The sequence below is a fragment of the Pseudomonas sp. 22085 genome (assembly GCF_052045815.1).
Taxonomy (GTDB): domain Bacteria; phylum Pseudomonadota; class Gammaproteobacteria; order Pseudomonadales; family Pseudomonadaceae; genus Aquipseudomonas; species Aquipseudomonas glycinae.
In genome coordinates this window covers 219,393-235,056 of the sequence record NZ_JBQEQA010000004.1, presented here as the reverse complement: position 1 = coordinate 235,056, position 15,664 = coordinate 219,393, and the positions used below count along the sequence as shown (strand labels likewise).

General features: G+C 60.6%; 14 protein-coding genes. 5 read left to right on the top strand and 9 right to left on the bottom strand.

Annotation, left to right across the window (positions count from 1 at the left end):
• Positions 1-4: 4 nt before the first annotated feature.
• From ACTJK7_RS06505 to ACTJK7_RS06495, 3 genes are read right to left on the bottom strand one after another with little or no spacing between them, the layout of a single operon-like run.
• Positions 5-937 carry a PDR/VanB family oxidoreductase gene (locus ACTJK7_RS06505; protein WP_064383843.1) on the bottom strand — a complete coding sequence of 311 codons (933 nt, stop codon included), beginning with the start codon at positions 935-937 and terminating at the stop codon, positions 5-7.
• Complete coding sequence (locus tag ACTJK7_RS06500) at positions 934-1,350, bottom strand: DUF4440 domain-containing protein (RefSeq protein WP_108563142.1); 417 nt, start codon at positions 1,348-1,350, stop codon at positions 934-936. Before ACTJK7_RS06500 ends, ACTJK7_RS06505 begins: the two co-directional genes overlap by 4 nt.
• The gene (locus ACTJK7_RS06495) at positions 1,331-2,698 is read right to left on the bottom strand and encodes an MFS transporter (protein ID WP_108563141.1); all 1,368 of its coding nucleotides are present in this window, start codon (positions 2,696-2,698) and stop codon (positions 1,331-1,333) included. The genes ACTJK7_RS06500 and ACTJK7_RS06495 overlap by 20 nt, the downstream gene beginning before the upstream one ends.
• A 106-nt stretch (positions 2,699-2,804) precedes the next feature.
• Between ACTJK7_RS06495 and ACTJK7_RS06490 the strand changes: the two genes are divergently transcribed.
• On the top strand, positions 2,805-3,692 hold the full coding sequence (locus ACTJK7_RS06490) for a LysR family transcriptional regulator (RefSeq protein WP_064383840.1): 888 nt from the start codon (positions 2,805-2,807) through the stop codon (positions 3,690-3,692).
• A gap of 56 nt (positions 3,693-3,748) precedes the next feature.
• On the opposite strand, the gene glpD is transcribed toward ACTJK7_RS06490, so the two are convergent.
• From glpD to ACTJK7_RS06470, 4 genes are all read right to left on the bottom strand, one after another.
• The gene (glpD, locus tag ACTJK7_RS06485; RefSeq protein ID WP_085654760.1) at positions 3,749-5,284 is read right to left on the bottom strand and encodes a glycerol-3-phosphate dehydrogenase; all 1,536 of its coding nucleotides are present in this window, start codon (positions 5,282-5,284) and stop codon (positions 3,749-3,751) included.
• Between the two features lie 323 nt (positions 5,285-5,607).
• Positions 5,608-6,363 carry a DeoR/GlpR family transcriptional regulator gene (locus tag ACTJK7_RS06480; RefSeq protein ID WP_007953179.1) on the bottom strand — a complete coding sequence of 252 codons (756 nt, stop codon included), beginning with the start codon at positions 6,361-6,363 and terminating at the stop codon, positions 5,608-5,610.
• Between the two features lie 95 nt (positions 6,364-6,458).
• Positions 6,459-7,961, bottom strand: a complete 1,503-nt coding sequence (gene glpK / locus ACTJK7_RS06475) for a glycerol kinase GlpK (RefSeq protein WP_011335748.1) — start codon at positions 7,959-7,961, stop codon at positions 6,459-6,461.
• A gap of 77 nt (positions 7,962-8,038) precedes the next feature.
• Positions 8,039-8,890: an MIP/aquaporin family protein gene (locus ACTJK7_RS06470; protein WP_011335747.1), complete on the bottom strand. Its 852-nt coding sequence runs from the start codon at positions 8,888-8,890 to the stop codon at positions 8,039-8,041.
• A 360-nt stretch (positions 8,891-9,250) separates the two neighbouring features.
• Here ACTJK7_RS06470 and ybaK point away from each other — a divergent pair, with 360 nt between their 5' ends.
• Together ybaK and ACTJK7_RS06460 are read left to right on the top strand one after the other, a co-directional pair.
• On the top strand, positions 9,251-9,721 hold the full coding sequence (ybaK, locus tag ACTJK7_RS06465) for a Cys-tRNA(Pro) deacylase (RefSeq protein WP_064383838.1): 471 nt from the start codon (positions 9,251-9,253) through the stop codon (positions 9,719-9,721).
• A gap of 89 nt (positions 9,722-9,810) precedes the next feature.
• On the top strand, positions 9,811-10,593 hold the full coding sequence (locus ACTJK7_RS06460; protein WP_108563140.1) for a PhzF family phenazine biosynthesis protein: 783 nt from the start codon (positions 9,811-9,813) through the stop codon (positions 10,591-10,593).
• Between the two features lie 49 nt (positions 10,594-10,642).
• On the opposite strand, the gene ACTJK7_RS06455 is transcribed toward ACTJK7_RS06460, so the two are convergent.
• Both ACTJK7_RS06455 and argF read right to left on the bottom strand, forming a co-directional pair.
• On the bottom strand, positions 10,643-11,752 hold the full coding sequence (locus ACTJK7_RS06455) for an ABC transporter ATP-binding protein (RefSeq protein ID WP_011335744.1): 1,110 nt from the start codon (positions 11,750-11,752) through the stop codon (positions 10,643-10,645).
• The gene (argF, locus tag ACTJK7_RS06450) at positions 11,749-12,669 is read right to left on the bottom strand and encodes an ornithine carbamoyltransferase (RefSeq protein WP_039765834.1); all 921 of its coding nucleotides are present in this window, start codon (positions 12,667-12,669) and stop codon (positions 11,749-11,751) included. The genes ACTJK7_RS06455 and argF overlap by 4 nt, the downstream gene beginning before the upstream one ends.
• A gap of 406 nt (positions 12,670-13,075) precedes the next feature.
• Between argF and ACTJK7_RS06445 the strand changes: the two genes are divergently transcribed.
• On the top strand, positions 13,076-13,366 hold the full coding sequence (locus ACTJK7_RS06445) for a hypothetical protein (protein WP_007963969.1): 291 nt from the start codon (positions 13,076-13,078) through the stop codon (positions 13,364-13,366).
• A 131-nt stretch (positions 13,367-13,497) separates the two neighbouring features.
• Positions 13,498-15,603 (top strand): molybdopterin oxidoreductase family protein, encoded by a 2,106-nt coding sequence (locus tag ACTJK7_RS06440; protein ID WP_440779865.1) that lies wholly within the window; start codon positions 13,498-13,500, stop codon positions 15,601-15,603.
• The last annotated feature ends 61 nt before the right edge of the window (positions 15,604-15,664 follow it).

Genomic DNA, 15,664 nt, shown 5'->3' with positions numbered 1-15,664 from the left:
CTCTTCAGATCGCCAGCTTCAGGCGTGGGCTTTTCGCCCGGGAAACGCAGGGATAGATCCGTGCGCTGCAGGCCGCTTCTTGTTCGCTCATGATGAAATCCCGGTGCTCGACGTCGCCTTCCAGCACGTCCAGCGCGCAGACGCCGCACTCGCCGCGACGGCAGTCAGAGATCGGATCCAGGCCCGCGGCCTCCAGGGCTTCGAGCAAGGTCTGGTCGGCACCGACCTCAATGCTCACAGCGGAATCCGCCGCCTCGACCGTGAAACCCCGGGAGCCTTCATCCGGGGCGATGTTGAACACCTCCAGATGAATGCGATCGCGGGGCAGCCCGGCGGATTCGGCGTGGCTCAGGATGTCGTTGAGCATCGCCGCCGGGCCGCAGACGTAGAGCCGGTCTTCGGCGCACAGGTCAGCGAGTACCTGGTGAATCGCCGGGCGCTGGCCGGACAGGTGCAGGTTCATGCGGTCTTGCAGCAGTGAACGCAGATCTTCGGCGTAGGCCGCATCGTCGACGCTGCGGGCGAAGTAATGCAGGTGCACCGAACGATCCAGGGCTGTCAGATGCCGCAGGATGCCGGTCAGCGGAGTGATGCCGATGCCGCCGGCAATCGCGATGTCGCGACCGGTCTGGGTGTCGAGCGGGTAGTTGAAAGTGTTGAACGGGCCCTCGAGCTGCACCTGGTCGCCGGCCGCGAGCGAGCGCAGGTACTGGCTGCTGAGGGAATCGTCGCTAAGGCGAATGGCGAAGGTGAAATGACCTTCGGCGCGGTCGCCCAGCTCCACGGTGGAGTAATGACGCCATTCACCCGAGGGCGCTATCAGCCATTTGAAGTGCCCACCGGCATGGGTCGATAGCGTGGCGGCGGGAGCGCCGGTGACGGTGATTTCCTTGATCGATGCCGACAGCATCCGGCAATGGGTAACGGTGTAATTCATGCCGGGTTTTCCTGGGCCAGCGGTGTTTCGTGCAGGTAAAGCCAGCGGGTGCTGTGCTGGTGCACGTGCAGGATCGCCAAGGAAATGCGCGACGTCTCGTACTGGTTCTGGCGATGGGTTTCTTTGTAGCGAAGGGCGACAGTCGGGCCTTCGTGCCAGATTGTGTGCAGGTCGCTGATGTCGATCTCCAGGCCTGGACGGGCACCGACCGCACCTTTGAACAGCTGCTCGACCTGGGCTCGCCCAACCACGGCGGCCGAGGTGGTGACCATGCTGAAGTCTTCGCTGAAGACATCCATCAGTGGCGCGATGGTGGCCTCGCCGGCGCCGTCGGCATTGGTGAAGACACGATGAATCAGTTCATGTACGTGGTGGATGCTGTGGCGGGCTAGTTCAACCGGGTTGTTGTTCATGGCATTCCTTTGGAGGGTTCAGTTGGCTCATTTGAAGCAGTGGGAACAGTCCGACCAGCGCAGCAATCGCGAACGTGGCGTGATAGGCCGGGGTTGAGTCGAACTGTTTGAGCAGCAGGTTGTAGATCATCAGGAACAAGGCCGCGCCGACGCTGAACGACATCTGCCGGTTGATGTTCCAGATCACACTGGCCTTGTGGGTTTCGCTGCCCTTGAAGTCCATCAGCGAGGTGGTTTGCGCGGTGTTGGCGCCGATCCCGCCGCCGATGCCCATCAGGCTGTAGGCGATGACGATCACCCCGATATCGGTCGGCGCATCCACCAGCATCAGGGTTACGATGCCGGCGCTGTGGATCAGCATGCCGAGGGTGAACAGGCGTCGGGCGCCGACCTTGTTGTAGAGCCGGCCGCAGGTGAGCATCGCGATGAAGGCTCCGATGGCGTAGAGGATCATGAACATGCCGGTCAGGCGGGCGCTGAAGTGCAGGGTGTTCTGCAGAAAGAAGATGCTCATCAGGTTGACCCCGGTGAACACGCCGGGAATCGCGTAATAGATGAAGATCGAGGTGCTGAGCTTTTTGCTCTTGAGCAGGCTCAGGTCAATGATCGCGTCGCTCTTGCGACGGTAATGCAGCAGGTACAGCGCCACGAACATCAGGCCCGCCGCGACACAGGCAATGGCCTCGATGGCGGGATAGTCGCCGCCGTATAGCGACATGCCCATCAGCAGGCTGCCCAGCGCGGCACTGACCAGCAGCAGGCCGAGGATATCCGGACGTGCCAGGCTGGCAGGTCGGCTCTCGCGAATCCAGAACCAGGATAATCCGGCAGCGATAAGCGAGAACGGAATGTTGCTGTAGAACACCCAGCGCCACGAACTGCTGTCGACGATGATGCCGCCGACGGTCGGCGAAATGGCCGGGGCGATCAGGGCCACGGCCATCACCAGGGTGGAGATTTTCGCCCGTTGCTCGCCTTGGAACAGGTTGAAGGTCAACGCCTGACCCACGGGAATCAACAACCCGCCACCGATGCCCTGGACGAAGCGCCAGATCACCAGTTCATGGAAGCTGTCGGCCAGGCCGCACATCCATACGGAGCCGGTAAACACCAGCATCGAAGCGGTGAGAATCTCGCGGCTGCCGAAGCGCCCGGCGAGCCAGGTGCTGACCGGAATGATCAGGGTCAGGCCAAGGATGTAGGCATTCGCCACCCAAGCCACCGAAGAACTGCTTACTTGCAATGTCGCCGATATGCTCGGTAATGCCACGGCAGACATGAATATGTTTATGCAGTCAATAAAAAAGCCGATCAGAAAGATCAGCGCGATCTTGTAGCGATAGTTCATTGATGTTTCCTCTTTGTCGCAAAGCATAGGGGCGATGGACTTGGAGTGTCGATACGACTATCCTTGAAACAATGTTTGAAAGGATTAAACAGTGAACTCTACCGCCATGCATTCTCATCTGAATCGGGTTCAGACATTTCTCGCCGTGGTCGACTTCGGCTCTTACACCAAGGCCGCGAACTACCTGAGTATCAGCAAAGCCATGGCCAGCCTGCATGTCAAGGCGCTGGAAGAAGTTCTTTCGGCGACGTTGCTGATCCGCAATACCCGGAATATATCGCTGACTGAAATTGGCCAGGACTTTTATGAAGAGTTCAAGGGGATTATCGCGGACATTGATAATGCCTTTGACAATGTGCTGAAGGGTAATAACCGGGTTTCTGGAAAGTTACGAATTAGTTCAACCAGTGAATACGGCGAGAAGTTCATACTTCCGTTGATTCCATTGTTCAGCGAGCGTTATCCGGAAATTCGCCTGTGCTACAACTTCAACTCGTCACTGAATGATCTGGTGGCGGAAAAGCTGGATCTGGTGGTGCGTCTGGGCAATCTGGCGGATTCGGCTTTCAAGAGCCGCAAGCTGGCGGATTATCAAATCGTGCTGGTGGCGACTCCGGCGTTTGTCGAGCGCCACCCGGTGGCGCACCCGCAAGACCTGAACGGTGTGCCATGGATTGCCAACAACAATTTGCAGGCACCCACGCAATGGGTACTGCGCGATGATCGGGGGAGTACGGTGGAGGTCAATGGCACCAGCCATTTCGAATCCAATTCCTCCACGGCGATTCGCTCGATGACCTTGTCGTCGCTCGGTGTCTCGGTGTTGCCGGGCTGGGTGGTCGAGGACGATATCGCCAGCGGACGCCTGGTTCGCCTGTTGCCGGCGTATACGTTGCCTTCTCAGTCGATCAACGTCGTATTCCCCAATACCGCGCATCTGCCGCACAAGTCGCGGGCGTTTATCGATTTCCTCCTGTTGCACCTGGCGCAGTAACGCAAAAAGCCCCTGAATCTCGCGATTCAGGGGCTTTCGTCAACGCGGCTTGAAGATCAGGCCGCTTCGATCTTGCGGTTCTGCTCGACCTTGTTCAGGTAGGTCGCCAGTTTTTCCTGTTCGGCCGGGGTGGTGAACAGGCCCAGTTTGCTGCGACGCCACAGAATGTCGTGTGCCGTGGTGGCCCACTCTTCGGTGCACAGGTAATCGACCTCGCGGGTGTAGAGCCCGCCACCGATGTGTTCGCCCATGTCGGCCAGGGTGTCGACGCCTTCGAGCATGCGCCAGGTGCGGCTGCCGTAGGTGGTGGCCCAGCGGCGGGCGATTTCGGTCGGTACCCAGTCGAACTTGTCGCGGATCAGCGCGCTCAAGGCTTGTGGCGTGGTCATGTCTTCGCCGCCGGGCAGGGTAGCGGTGGCCGTCCAGCTCGGACGCATCTGGGTGAAGAACGGCATCAGTTGCGCCATCGCCGATTCCGCGAGCTTGCGGTAGGTGGTCAGCTTGCCGCCGAACACCGACAGCAGCGGCGCTTCTTCGGTGCTGCCGGACAACGCCAGGGTGTAGTCGCGGGTCACGGCCGAAGGATTGTCGGACTCGTCGTTGCACAGCGGACGTACGCCCGAATAAGTGTGCAGGATGTCGTCACGGCTGATCTGCTTCTTGAAGTGGGCGTTGACCACTTTGAGCAGGTAATCGGTTTCGCCGTCGGTGATCGCCACTTTGGCCGGGTCGCCGGTGTACTCGCGGTCGGTGGTGCCGATCAGAGTCAGGTTGTTCAGGTACGGAATGGTGAAAACGATGCGCTGATCCTCGTTCTGCAGGATATGCGCGTGATCGCCTTCGTACAGCTTCGGCACGATGATGTGGCTGCCCTGGATCAGACGGATGCCGTACGGCGATTCCATCTTCAGGTCGTCACGGATGAACTTGGCGACCCACGGGCCGGCGGCGTTCACCAGCGCCTTGGCAGTGATCGAAAACAGGCTGCCGTCGGCGCGTTCCAGGTTCAGGTGCCACAGGCCCTTGGCGCGACGGGCGCTGACGCAACGGGTCTGGGTGTGAATGTGCGCGCCTTTTTCACGGGCGGCCATGGCGTTCAGCACCACGAGGCGGGCGTCGTCGACCCAGCAATCGGAGTATTCGAAGCCTTTGCTGATTTCGCTTTTCAGCGCGCTGTCGGCGCCGAACTTCAGGCTCTTGGAACCGGCGAGTTTTTCGCGTTTGCCGAGGTGGTCATACAGGAACAGGCCCGCGCGGATCATCCACGCCGGACGTAGGTGCGGGCGGTGCGGCAGCACGAAACGCATCGGCTTGACGATGTGCGGCGCCTTGGCCAGCAGCACTTCGCGCTCGGCCAGGGCTTCACGCACCAGACGGAATTCGTAATGTTCGAGATAGCGCAGGCCACCGTGGATCAGCTTGCTGCTGGCTGACGAGGTGTGGCTGGCCAGGTCGTCCTTTTCGCAAAGGAACACCGAAAGACCGCGACCGGCGGCATCCGCTGCGATCCCCACGCCATTGATCCCGCCGCCGATGACGGCGATATCGTAGATCTCGGAGATAGGGGGCGTACGCAAGGTAGAGGTGGACATCGGCTGGCCTCGGGCTCTTTTGATTTTCTGTCTTGGAAATCGAACATTAATGTTCATTTGCGAAAATGGTAGCCCATAAAGACGCGCGCAGCCAGCCGACTTCGATTGAAAAAACTCATCGAAGGGCGGCTAAAAGAAAATATTCGAACATCAGATGCGCGTCAGAGCACTGATCGTTGCACGCAGTGTGGCTGATCGTTCCCACGCTCTGCGTGGGAATACATACATTGACGCTCTGCGTCAGCGCTTGGGAGGGGACGCGGAGCGTCCCGGGCTGCATTCCCACGCGGAGCGTGGGAACGAGAAATAAAAAGGGGGGGGGGTTAAACGACTTCCAGGCGAATCTTGTGCTGGCTCAGCAGTTGCGCCAGGGCCGGCACCGGTTGCTGATCGGTCACCAGGCAATCGATCAGGCTGATCGGGCCGAGGCGGATCATCGCGTTACGGCCGAACTTGCTGGAGTCCGCCGCCAGGATGACCTGCCGGGCATTGGCGATGATCGCCTGAGATACGCGCACTTCCTGGTAATCGAAGTCGAGCAGGCTGCCGTCTTCGTCGATGCCACTGATGCCCACCAGCGCAAAGTCGACCTTGAACTGATTGATGAAGTCCACGCTCGCCTGACCCACCACGCCGCCGTCGCGACGCACGTTGCCGCCGGTCAGCAACACATCGAAATCATCCTTGGCGCTGAGCATCGAAGCGACGTGCAGGTTGTTGGTGATGATCTTCAGATGGCTGTGATTGAGCAGGGCGCGGGCAATCGATTCGGTCGTTGTGCCGATGTTGATGAACAGCGAGGCGTGATCGGGAATCTGCGCGGCGATGGCTTCGCCGATGCGTTGCTTTTCATCGCGCATCTGATCGGCGCGCATCGCGTAGGCGGTGTTTTCGACGCTGGAATCATAGGCGGCGCCGCCGTGGTAGCGACGCAGCAGATTGGCTTCCGCCAGTTGATTGATATCGCGGCGGATGGTTTGCGGGGTAACAACGAACAGCGTGGCCATTTCCTCGATGCTCACATAGCCGCGTTCGCGGACCAGCTCGAGGATTTGCTGCTGACGGGGAGGCAGATTCATGGGGCTTCCTTTGGGCTGCCGTGCAAAATTTGCCCATGATGCCGCAGGAATCCGCTCCCTACCAGTTACATACGGATACGAGTACTCAGGTTGGCTTATTCAGCGTCTTCACGTGCCCAGTCACGGGTACGGCTGACAGCTTTTTTCCAGCCTTTATACAGCTTCTCTTTCTCGACTTCGTCCAGGCTCGGTTCGAATTCGCGCTCGATCACGGCCTTGCCGCGCAGTTCTTCCAGGCTGCCCCAGAATCCGCACGCCAGACCGGCCAGATAAGCTGCGCCCAGTGCCGTGGTTTCGCGCATTTTCGGACGCTCGACCTGAGTGCCGAGAATGTCGGCCTGGAACTGCATGAGGAAGTTGTTCGCCACCGCACCGCCGTCCACGCGCAGAGCCTTCAGGCGTTCGCCGGAGTCCTGTTGCATGGCGTCGAGGACGTCGCGAGTCTGGTAGGCAATCGATTCCAGTGCCGCGCGGATGATGTGATCCACACGCACGCCACGGGTCAGGCCGAACAGGGCGCCACGGGCATACGGGTCCCAGTAGGGCGCGCCGAGGCCGGTGAAGGCTGGCACCAGATACACGCCGTTGCTGTCCTTCACTTTATTGGCGAAGTATTCGGTGTCGTGGGCGTCGTTGACGATTTTCAGTTCATCGCGCAGCCACTGTACGGTCGAACCGCCGTTGAACACGGCACCCTCCAGGGCGTAGGCCACTTCGCCGCGCGGGCCGCAGGCGATGGTGGTGAGCATGCCGTGCTGGGATTTCACCGCTTTGTCGCCGGTGTTCATCAGCAGGAAGCAACCGGTGCCGTAGGTGTTTTTCGCCTGGCCCGGCTCGACGCACATCTGGCCGAACAGCGCAGCCTGCTGGTCGCCGGCGATACCGCCGATGGCGATGCCGCTTTTGGTACGGCCGTAGATTTCCGACGACGCTTTGACTTCCGGCAGCATCTCGCGCGGGATGTCGAGGATCTCCAGCATCTTCGCGTCCCACTCCAGGGTGTGGATGTTGAAGAGCATGGTGCGCGAGGCGTTGGTGTAGTCGGTGACGTGGACTTTGCCGCCAGTGAATTTCCAGATCAGCCAGCTGTCGACGGTGCCGAACAGCAGTTCGCCGTTGCGTGCGCGCTCACGGCTGCCTTCGACGTTGTCGAGGATCCACTTCAGTTTGGTGCCGGAGAAGTACGGGTCGGTGACCAGGCCCGTGGTGTCGCGGATGTAGTCTTCATGACCGTCGCGCTTGAGCTGCTGGCAGATCTCGGTGCTGCGCCGGCATTGCCAGACGATCGCGTTGTACACCGGGCGGCCGGTGGTCTTGTCCCAGACCACGGTGGTTTCACGCTGGTTGGTGATGCCGATGGCGGCGACCTGATCGTGATGCAGACCGGCCTGGGCCAGCGCTTCGACCATCACCGCGCTCTGGGTGGCGAAGATTTCCATCGGGTCGTGTTCGACCCAACCGGCTTGCGGGTAATGCTGGGCGAATTCGCGTTGTGCGGTGCAGACCACGTTCGCGTCGCGGTCGAAAATGATCGCGCGGGAGCTGGTCGTACCCTGATCGAGGGCAATGATGTAGTTCTTATTCTCAATGTCGGTCATGTCGATTGCCTTGGACGAAATAAGGGAGAGTGGGCCGTGGCGCGGGCTCTAAAGGGCAGGAGCCCGCGCCGACTGTTTCAAGAAGTTCTTGGTTTGCCGTCAATGGCCGGTTCTGCATCCTTTGTAGCAGGTGTGGCGCCGGTCAGGTGACGGGCAATCAGCCCGCGATACCCGGCAGCGCCGAGGCAGGCACCGACAATCGGTGCAAAAATCGGAATCAGGAAGTACGGGATTTCACGTGCGCCGGTGAAGGAAATTTCACCCCAGCCGGCGAAGAAAGTCATCAGTTTCGGGCCGAAGTCCCGGGCCGGGTTCATCGCGAAACCGGTCAGCGGGCCCATCGAGCTGCCAATCACGGCAATCAGCAGACCGATCAGCAGCGGCGCCAGCGGGCCTTTCGGCAGGCCGTTGTTGTCGTCGGTCAGGGACATGATCACGCCCATCAGAATCGCAGTGATGATCACCTCGACCAGGAACGCCTGCGCAGTCGACAGCGCAGGGTTCGGGAAGGTGGAGAACACCGATGCCAGTTCGAGGCTGGCTTCAGTGCCGCGAACCATATGGTGAGTTTGTTCGTAATCGAAGAACAGGTTGCTGTACAGCGTGTAGACCAACAGCGCGCCGCAGAAGGCGCCGGCGACCTGGGCCAGAATGTAGAACGGCAGTTTGCGCTTTTCGAAGTCGGCAAAAATGCTCAGGGCGATACTGACGGCAGGGTTCAGGTGCGCGCCGGAAACGCCGGCGGTGAGGTAGATCGCCATGCTGACGCCGACGCCCCAGATGATGCTGATTTCCCAGAGACCGAAGCTGGCGCCCGCGACCTTGAGCGCGGCGACACAACCCGTGCCGAAAAAGATCAGGAGTGCAGTACCCAGAAACTCGGCCAGGCACTGGCTCGAGAGCGAAGGTTGCTGTAACGCAGTTGTCATTGAAAACCTCGGTTTTTGTTGTTGTCTGGCGCGTTGCCGACAGGGCAAGGCGCGATTTTCGCCGAGGCAGGATCCCCATCCTGTTCCCGGTTTACTGCTGGGTGCTGCGATGACGATAATTCTTACATTATTCAGATTCGAAAAAATATAGACAAGAAACAAACCTGTCAAAGGTCGAAAGTGAACCGTCAGTCACAAATAAACTATCAGTCACGTGAATGATCCTGCGGTTCACCCGTTCTGCACGAACGTCATCGGCCTGAAAACCCCGTGAAACGTGGCGCGTGGTAGAGCCTTTTGCCCAGCGATGGCCTAAAATCCGCCGCAGGATTTTTTGCCACTGCCGAGCCCGGAGCTGCCATGACCCCTGCGTTGGACTTGTTGAAAAAAGTTCGTGCCGAACATCGCGTGCACAGTTACGAACATGACCCGAAGGCTGCGTCGTATGGCCTGGAGGCCGCGGAAAAACTGGGACTCGATCCGGCGCAGGTGTTCAAGACGCTGCTGGCGGCCAGCGAGAAGGGTGAGTTGCTGGTGGCAGTGGTGCCGGTCGTCGGAAGTCTCGACCTCAAGGGGCTCGCCCACGCCGCCGGCGTGAAAAAAGTCGAGATGGCCGACCCGGCCGCCGCGCAGCGCTCCACCGGTTATCTGTTGGGCGGCATCAGTCCGCTGGGGCAGAAAAAACGCCTGCGTACCTTCATCGATAATTCGGCCCAGCCTTTTTCGACCATTTATGTCAGTGCCGGCCGGCGAGGGCTGGAAGTGGAACTGGCGCCGGCAGTATTGGCAGAACACACCCAGGCGAAATTTGCCGACATCGGGCGCCCTTGACGTCTGTATGAAGAAAATTGGCCGGCACTGTCACTGGCGCTGATCCGGCCGGCGCCGCATGCTCGTTCGACTGACACAGGGAGAAGGTTATGCAGCTCGAGTTTCATCAGGTCGACGCGTTCAGTGATCGGCCGTTCAGTGGCAATCCGGCAATGGTCTATCGGCTCGACGCGTGGCTTGCGGATGAGCTGATGCAAAAGATCGCCGCCGAGCACAATCTGGCGGAAACCGCGTTTCTGGTGCGCGAAGGGCAGGCGTGGCACATCCGCTGGTTCACGCCGACCACCGAGGTGCCGCTGTGTGGTCACGCGACCCTGGCCAGCGCCTATGTGCTGTTTGAGGTTTACAAGGAAACAGCCGAGCGTCTGGACTTCACCTGCAAGTCCGGGCCGTTGAGCGTCAGCCGCGAAGGCGACAGGTTGTGGCTCGATTTCCCGGCCATCGAAGCGGTGGAGAAAGGCGTCACCCTGGAGATCGAGCGGGCGCTGAATGTTCAGGCGGTGGACGTCCTGAGTTCCAACGAGCTGTTTGTGGTGCTGGAGTCCGAGCAGGCGGTGCTCGATTGCACGCCGGACATGGTCGCGCTCGCCAAGCTGCCGTGGCTGGGCGCGATCGTCACCGCTCGGGGCAATCAGCATGATTTTGTCTCGCGCTATTTCGCCCCGGCGATCGGTATCAATGAAGACCCGGTGACCGGCTCGACCCATTGCAGCCTGATTCCGTACTGGTCGAAACGTCTGGGTAAATCCAGCCTGACCGCGTGCCAGCGTTCGGCGCGGGGCGGCGAGCTGTTCTGTCGGCTGGACGGTGAGCGGGTGAAGATCGGCGGGAATGCGACGCTGGTGGCCAGCGGCACATTGATGCTGGGCTGAGAGCAAAAAATAAGGGAGCCATCAGGCTCCCTCATTGTTTGTGTGCAGATCAGTGCGCGGTGCTGTAACGGCGGACGCCGTTTTCCACCGCCGGAATCTGCGCCGCCGTGCTGCCGGACGCCTGGAACAGCACCAGATGTTCCGCTGCCACTCGAATCCCGACATCCGCACCCACCTGATGGTCGGCATGGCTTGGGAAGATCGATTCCAGCTGCGCACCGGTCGGCAGTTGCAGGCGATACAGGGTCGAGGCGCCGAGGAACGTCTTGCCGACGATCCGCGCTTTCAATCCACTGTCCGGCGCGTAAACGATGTCGTCCGGACGCAGCAGCACATCCACCGCGCCACCGACCGGCCAGGTGTAGGCGCGATTGCCGCGCAGTTCGCCGAGTTCGGTCTGCACCGATTCCGGGCTGCCGAGCTGGCCGCGAATGAAGTAACCCTGACCGATGAAGCTGGCCACAAACGGCGTCGCCGGTTCGTGATAGAGGTTATAGGGCGTGTCCCACTGCTCCAGTCGACCTTCCTTGAACACACCGACGTGATCGCTGACGGCGAAGGCTTCTTCCTGGTCGTGCGTCACCAGAATCGCGCTGGTGCCTCGGGCCTTGAGGATATCGCGCACTTCATGGCTGAGCTTGCGGCGCAACTCGCCATCGAGGTTGGAGAACGGCTCGTCGAGCAGCAATAGTTGCGGCTCCGGTGCCAGGGCGCGGGCGAGAGCGACACGTTGTTGCTGGCCGCCGGACAGCTCATGGGGGAAGCGCTTGCCGAGATTCTTCAGGTTGACCAGTTCCAGCAGCTCTTCAGTCACGCGCTCCTTGTTCGGGTGCTTGCGAATGCCGAAGGCGATGTTGTCCGCGACACTCAGGTGCGGGAACAGCGCGTAGTCCTGGAACACCATGCCGATCCGGCGCTTCTCCGGAGCGAGGGTGAAACCGGCGCTGGAGATCACTTCACCGCCGAGAGAGATTTCCCCTTCGTGGACCGGCTCGAAACCGGCAATCGCGCGCAGGGTGGTGGTCTTGCCGCAGCCGGACGAGCCGAGCAGGCAGCCGATGTCACCGGCATTGAGGTGCAGATTGAGGTTCTGCACCACACGTTGATCTTGATAGCCGCAAGCGAGGTTGCGCAGGTTCAGCAGTAATTCATGACTCATGCGTGGTGATATGCCGGTTCGACGAGGAACTCGAGCAGGGCCTTCTGTGCGTGGAGACGGTTTTCTGCCTGATCCCAGGCGACGGAGCGCGGGTCATCGAGCAGGTCGAGGCTGATTTCCTCACCGCGGTGAGCGGGCAGGCAGTGCATGAATAGCACGTCATCGGCAGCCAGGTCGAGCAGGGCGCGGTTGACCTGAAACGGCGCGAACAGTTTGAGGCGCTTGGCGGTTTCCTCTTCCTGACCCATGGAGGTCCAGACGTCGGTGCTCACCAGATGCGCGCCGCGCACGGCGTCTTTCGGGTCGCGGACGATGGTCACGCGGTCACCGGCCTTGGCCACGAATTCAGGATTCGGCTCATAGCCTTCAGGGCAGGCCACGCGCAACTGGAAGTCGAACTGGATCGCCGCTTCTATATAGCTGTTGCACATGTTGTTGCCGTCGCCGATCCAGGCCACAGTCTTGCCCTGGATCGAGCCGCGGTGTTCGAGGAACGTCTGCATGTCGGCCAGCAACTGACACGGATGCAGGTCATCGGACAGGCCGTTGATCACCGGTACGCGGGAGTTGGCGGCGAATTCGGTCAGGGTGCTGTGGGCAAAGGTACGGATCATCACCGCGTCGAGCATGCTCGACATGACAATGGCGCAGTCGCCGATCGGCTCGCCACGGCCCAGCTGGGTGTCGCGCGGCGACAGGAAGATCGCCTGGCCGCCGAGCTGGATCATGCCGGCCTCGAAGGAGATCCGGGTACGGGTCGAGGATTTTTCGAAGATCATCCCCAGGACGCGGTTTTTCAGAGGCTCGAACAGTACGCCGCGGTTACGCAGGTCCTTGAGCTCAACGCCTCGACGGATCACGCTGACCAGCTCTTCGGGCGTGCAATCCATCAGGGAGAGAAAGTGCCTTGCGCTCATCATTGACTACCTTTTTGCTACAAACCGCAGATGCTCAAAGCCTTGTTTATCGGAACAACGGGCGAGACCTGCGGCGTAAGCCGCACGGGGGCGACGAAATAGGGGAAGGCGCGATATTGACACTAAATGTCGCGTTTTTCCAATAGGCTACGGTTTTTGCAGAAATGCGCCGGGGTTGGAACAGTGCGAACACTGTGATTTCCGGTCAGTTTTCGAGAGGGCAGCGAGGCATTTGTACACTGGCCCCACCGGGCTTGGCAATCAGGCGCGGCGGGGATGGCACAGCTCTGGTCGGTTTGCGACCGGTGAACCACCGATTCGCTTGGTCGGATGCGCAGGTTGAAACATTTGCTAAAGCAAAGTGCTGGGTTATAAATAAATCACGAGCGACGCAGGAAGCCTCCGCATGGAATCGAAAGAAAAACTGTTAATGGAACTGCTGGGCCACACGGCACGCTCATTGACCCACCTCACCGCCTCGATGACTTCGATGTCCTTCGAACTGCTGCGCAGCGAAGACGACGTGGTCAAGGCCGCCAGCCGGCAGATGATCGACCGCATGGCGACCATCAGCGCCGGGCTCGACGAGCATTGGCGACTGATCGGCGAGCTCACCGGCGTCCACGTCGCCCATGAGCAGATCGAGACCATCCAGGAAATTCAGCTGGCCGCACCGCCACAGCTTCCGGCGAACTGACGCGGGTCTATCGGCCGGCCTGATGGCCACCGATTCACAAGACGAACGTCGCTGGCGCTGCATCGGGCTGCGGGCCATAGTTTTGTTCCCGCAGGCGTCATTGCCTGCCCAGAACAAGACAGAGACTGGCCATGACCAAGACTCTCCATCACCGTGCCTGCCACCTGTGTGAAGCCATCTGCGGCTTGACCATCGAAACCACCGAAACCGACGGCCAGGTGCAGATCACCTCGATCAAGGGCGATGCCCTGGACACATTCAGTCGTGGGCACATCTGCCCCAAGGCCGTGGCGCTGCAAGACATCCAGAACGATCCGGATCGCCTGCGCCAGCCGATGCGCCGGGTCGGCAGCGAATGGCTGCCCATCGAGTGGGACGAAGCGTTCGAACTGGTGGCCGAAAAACTCTCTGCGATTCAGGAGCGTCACGGGCAGAACGCAGTCGCTGTGTATCAGGGTAACCCCAGCGTGCATAACTACGGGCTGATGACCCACAGCAATTACTTCCTCGGCCTGTTGAAAACCCGCAACCGCTACTCGGCGACGTCGGTCGATCAACTGCCCCATCACCTGACCAGTTACTTGATGTATGGCCACGGCTTGCTGCTGCCGATTCCGGACATCGATCACACCGATTTCATGTTGATCCTGGGCGGTAATCCGCTGGCGTCCAATGGCAGCATCATGACCGTGCCGGATGTCGAGAAGCGTCTGAAAGCGATCCAGGCCCGAGGCGGCAAAGTGGTGGTGGTCGATCCACGGCGCAGCGAGACGGCGGCGATGGCCGATCAGCATTTGTTCGTGCGCCCCGGCGGCGATGCGGCGTTGTTGTTTGGTGTGCTCAACACACTGTTCAGCGAAGGACTGACGTCTGACAGTCATTTGCCGGTGGACGGTCTGGACGACGTGCGCTCGGCGGTGGCGGGATTCACCGCTGAAGCCATGAGCCCGTTGTGCGCCGTTCCCGCCGAACAGATCCGCCAACTGGCCCGGGACTTCGCCGCTGCGCCAAGCGCCGTCTGCTACGGTCGGATGGGGGTTTCCACTCAGGCCTTCGGCACGCTGTGCCATTGGGTCGTGCAGTTGATCAATCTGGTGACCGGCAATCTCGATCGCGTCGGCGGTGCCCTGTGCACCGAGCCTGCGGTGGATCTGGTGGCCTCGACTTCGGGCGGGCATTTCAACAAATGGCAGAGCCGCGTGTCCGGGCGTCCTGAATACGGTGGCGAGTTGCCGGTCTCGGCGCTGGCTGAAGAAATGCTCACCGAGGGTGAAGGGCAGATTCGCGCGCTGATCACCGTCGCTGGCAATCCGGTGTTGTCCACGCCCAACGGCCGGCAACTGGAGCATGCGCTGGACGGGCTGGAGTTCATGGTCAGCGTTGACCTGTATATCAATGAAACCACGCGCTACGCCGACCTGATCCTGCCGTCGACCTCGGCGCTTGAGAACGATCACTACGACACCACTTTCAATCTGTTTGCGGTGCGCAACGTCACTCGATTCAACCGGGCAATCCTCGCCAAACCCGAAGGGGCGCTGCACGACTGGGAAATCTTCGTCGGCCTGGCCAAGGCCTTCGCCGCGAAGACCGGCAAGGAGCTGAAACCGACGATGCCGCCGGCGAAGATGATCGACATGGGATTGCGCATGGGCGCCTATGGCGATGCGTCCGAGCATAAATTGTCGCTGGCGACGCTGTTCGATCATCCCCACGGCGTTGATCTTGGGGCGCTGAAACCCAACCTGATACCGCGATTGAAGACCGTCAATCAACGAGTCCAGGCCGCGCCGCCGGAAATCCTCGCCGACCTTGCACGCTTCGCCGCGTTGCAGGCACCGGCCGCCGATGAGCTGTTGATGATCGGCCGCCGTCATGTGCGCAGCAACAATTCGTGGATGCACAATTACCATCGGCTGGTGAAGGGCAAGCCGCGTCATCAGCTGTTGATGAATCCGGACGATCTCGCCAGTCGCGGGCTCAGTGATGGTCAGCTTGTGCGCGTGAGTTCACGGGTCGGGCAGATCGAGGTCGAAGTGCTGGGCAGCGCGGACATGATGAAGGGCGTGGTCAGCCTGCCGCACGGATGGGGCCACGCCCGGCCGGGTGTGCAGATGGCGATTGCCAGCAGCCAACCCGGCTCCAGCGCCAATGACCTGACCGATGAATGCCAGCTCGACGAGCTGTCAGGCAATGCGGCGCTCAATGGCGTGCCGGTGACCGTGGCGGCGGCGTGAGCAAGTCTGTCGGGGAGACCGAGCAGGGCGCTCGGGATTCCGTTACAATGCGCCACCGTGC

Bases quoted from the DNA above. Each gene is read 5' to 3' on its own strand.
- ACTJK7_RS06505 (WP_064383843.1), bottom strand. From the start codon at position 937: ATGAATTACACCGTTACCCATTGCCGGATGCTGTCGGCATCGATCAAG.
- ACTJK7_RS06500 (WP_108563142.1), bottom strand. From the start codon at position 1,350: ATGAACAACAACCCGGTTGAACTAGCCCGCCACAGCATCCACCACGTA.
- ACTJK7_RS06495 (WP_108563141.1), bottom strand. From the start codon at position 2,698: ATGAACTATCGCTACAAGATCGCGCTGATCTTTCTGATCGGCTTTTTT.
- ACTJK7_RS06490 (WP_064383840.1), top strand. From the start codon at position 2,805: ATGCATTCTCATCTGAATCGGGTTCAGACATTTCTCGCCGTGGTCGAC.
- glpD (WP_085654760.1), bottom strand. From the start codon at position 5,284: ATGTCCACCTCTACCTTGCGTACGCCCCCTATCTCCGAGATCTACGAT.
- ACTJK7_RS06480 (WP_007953179.1), bottom strand. From the start codon at position 6,363: ATGAATCTGCCTCCCCGTCAGCAGCAAATCCTCGAGCTGGTCCGCGAA.
- glpK (WP_011335748.1), bottom strand. From the start codon at position 7,961: ATGACCGACATTGAGAATAAGAACTACATCATTGCCCTCGATCAGGGT.
- ACTJK7_RS06470 (WP_011335747.1), bottom strand. From the start codon at position 8,890: ATGACAACTGCGTTACAGCAACCTTCGCTCTCGAGCCAGTGCCTGGCC.
- ybaK (WP_064383838.1), top strand. From the start codon at position 9,251: ATGACCCCTGCGTTGGACTTGTTGAAAAAAGTTCGTGCCGAACATCGC.
- ACTJK7_RS06460 (WP_108563140.1), top strand. From the start codon at position 9,811: ATGCAGCTCGAGTTTCATCAGGTCGACGCGTTCAGTGATCGGCCGTTC.
- ACTJK7_RS06455 (WP_011335744.1), bottom strand. From the start codon at position 11,752: ATGAGTCATGAATTACTGCTGAACCTGCGCAACCTCGCTTGCGGCTAT.
- argF (WP_039765834.1), bottom strand. From the start codon at position 12,669: ATGAGCGCAAGGCACTTTCTCTCCCTGATGGATTGCACGCCCGAAGAG.
- ACTJK7_RS06445 (WP_007963969.1), top strand. From the start codon at position 13,076: ATGGAATCGAAAGAAAAACTGTTAATGGAACTGCTGGGCCACACGGCA.
- ACTJK7_RS06440 (WP_440779865.1), top strand. From the start codon at position 13,498: ATGACCAAGACTCTCCATCACCGTGCCTGCCACCTGTGTGAAGCCATC.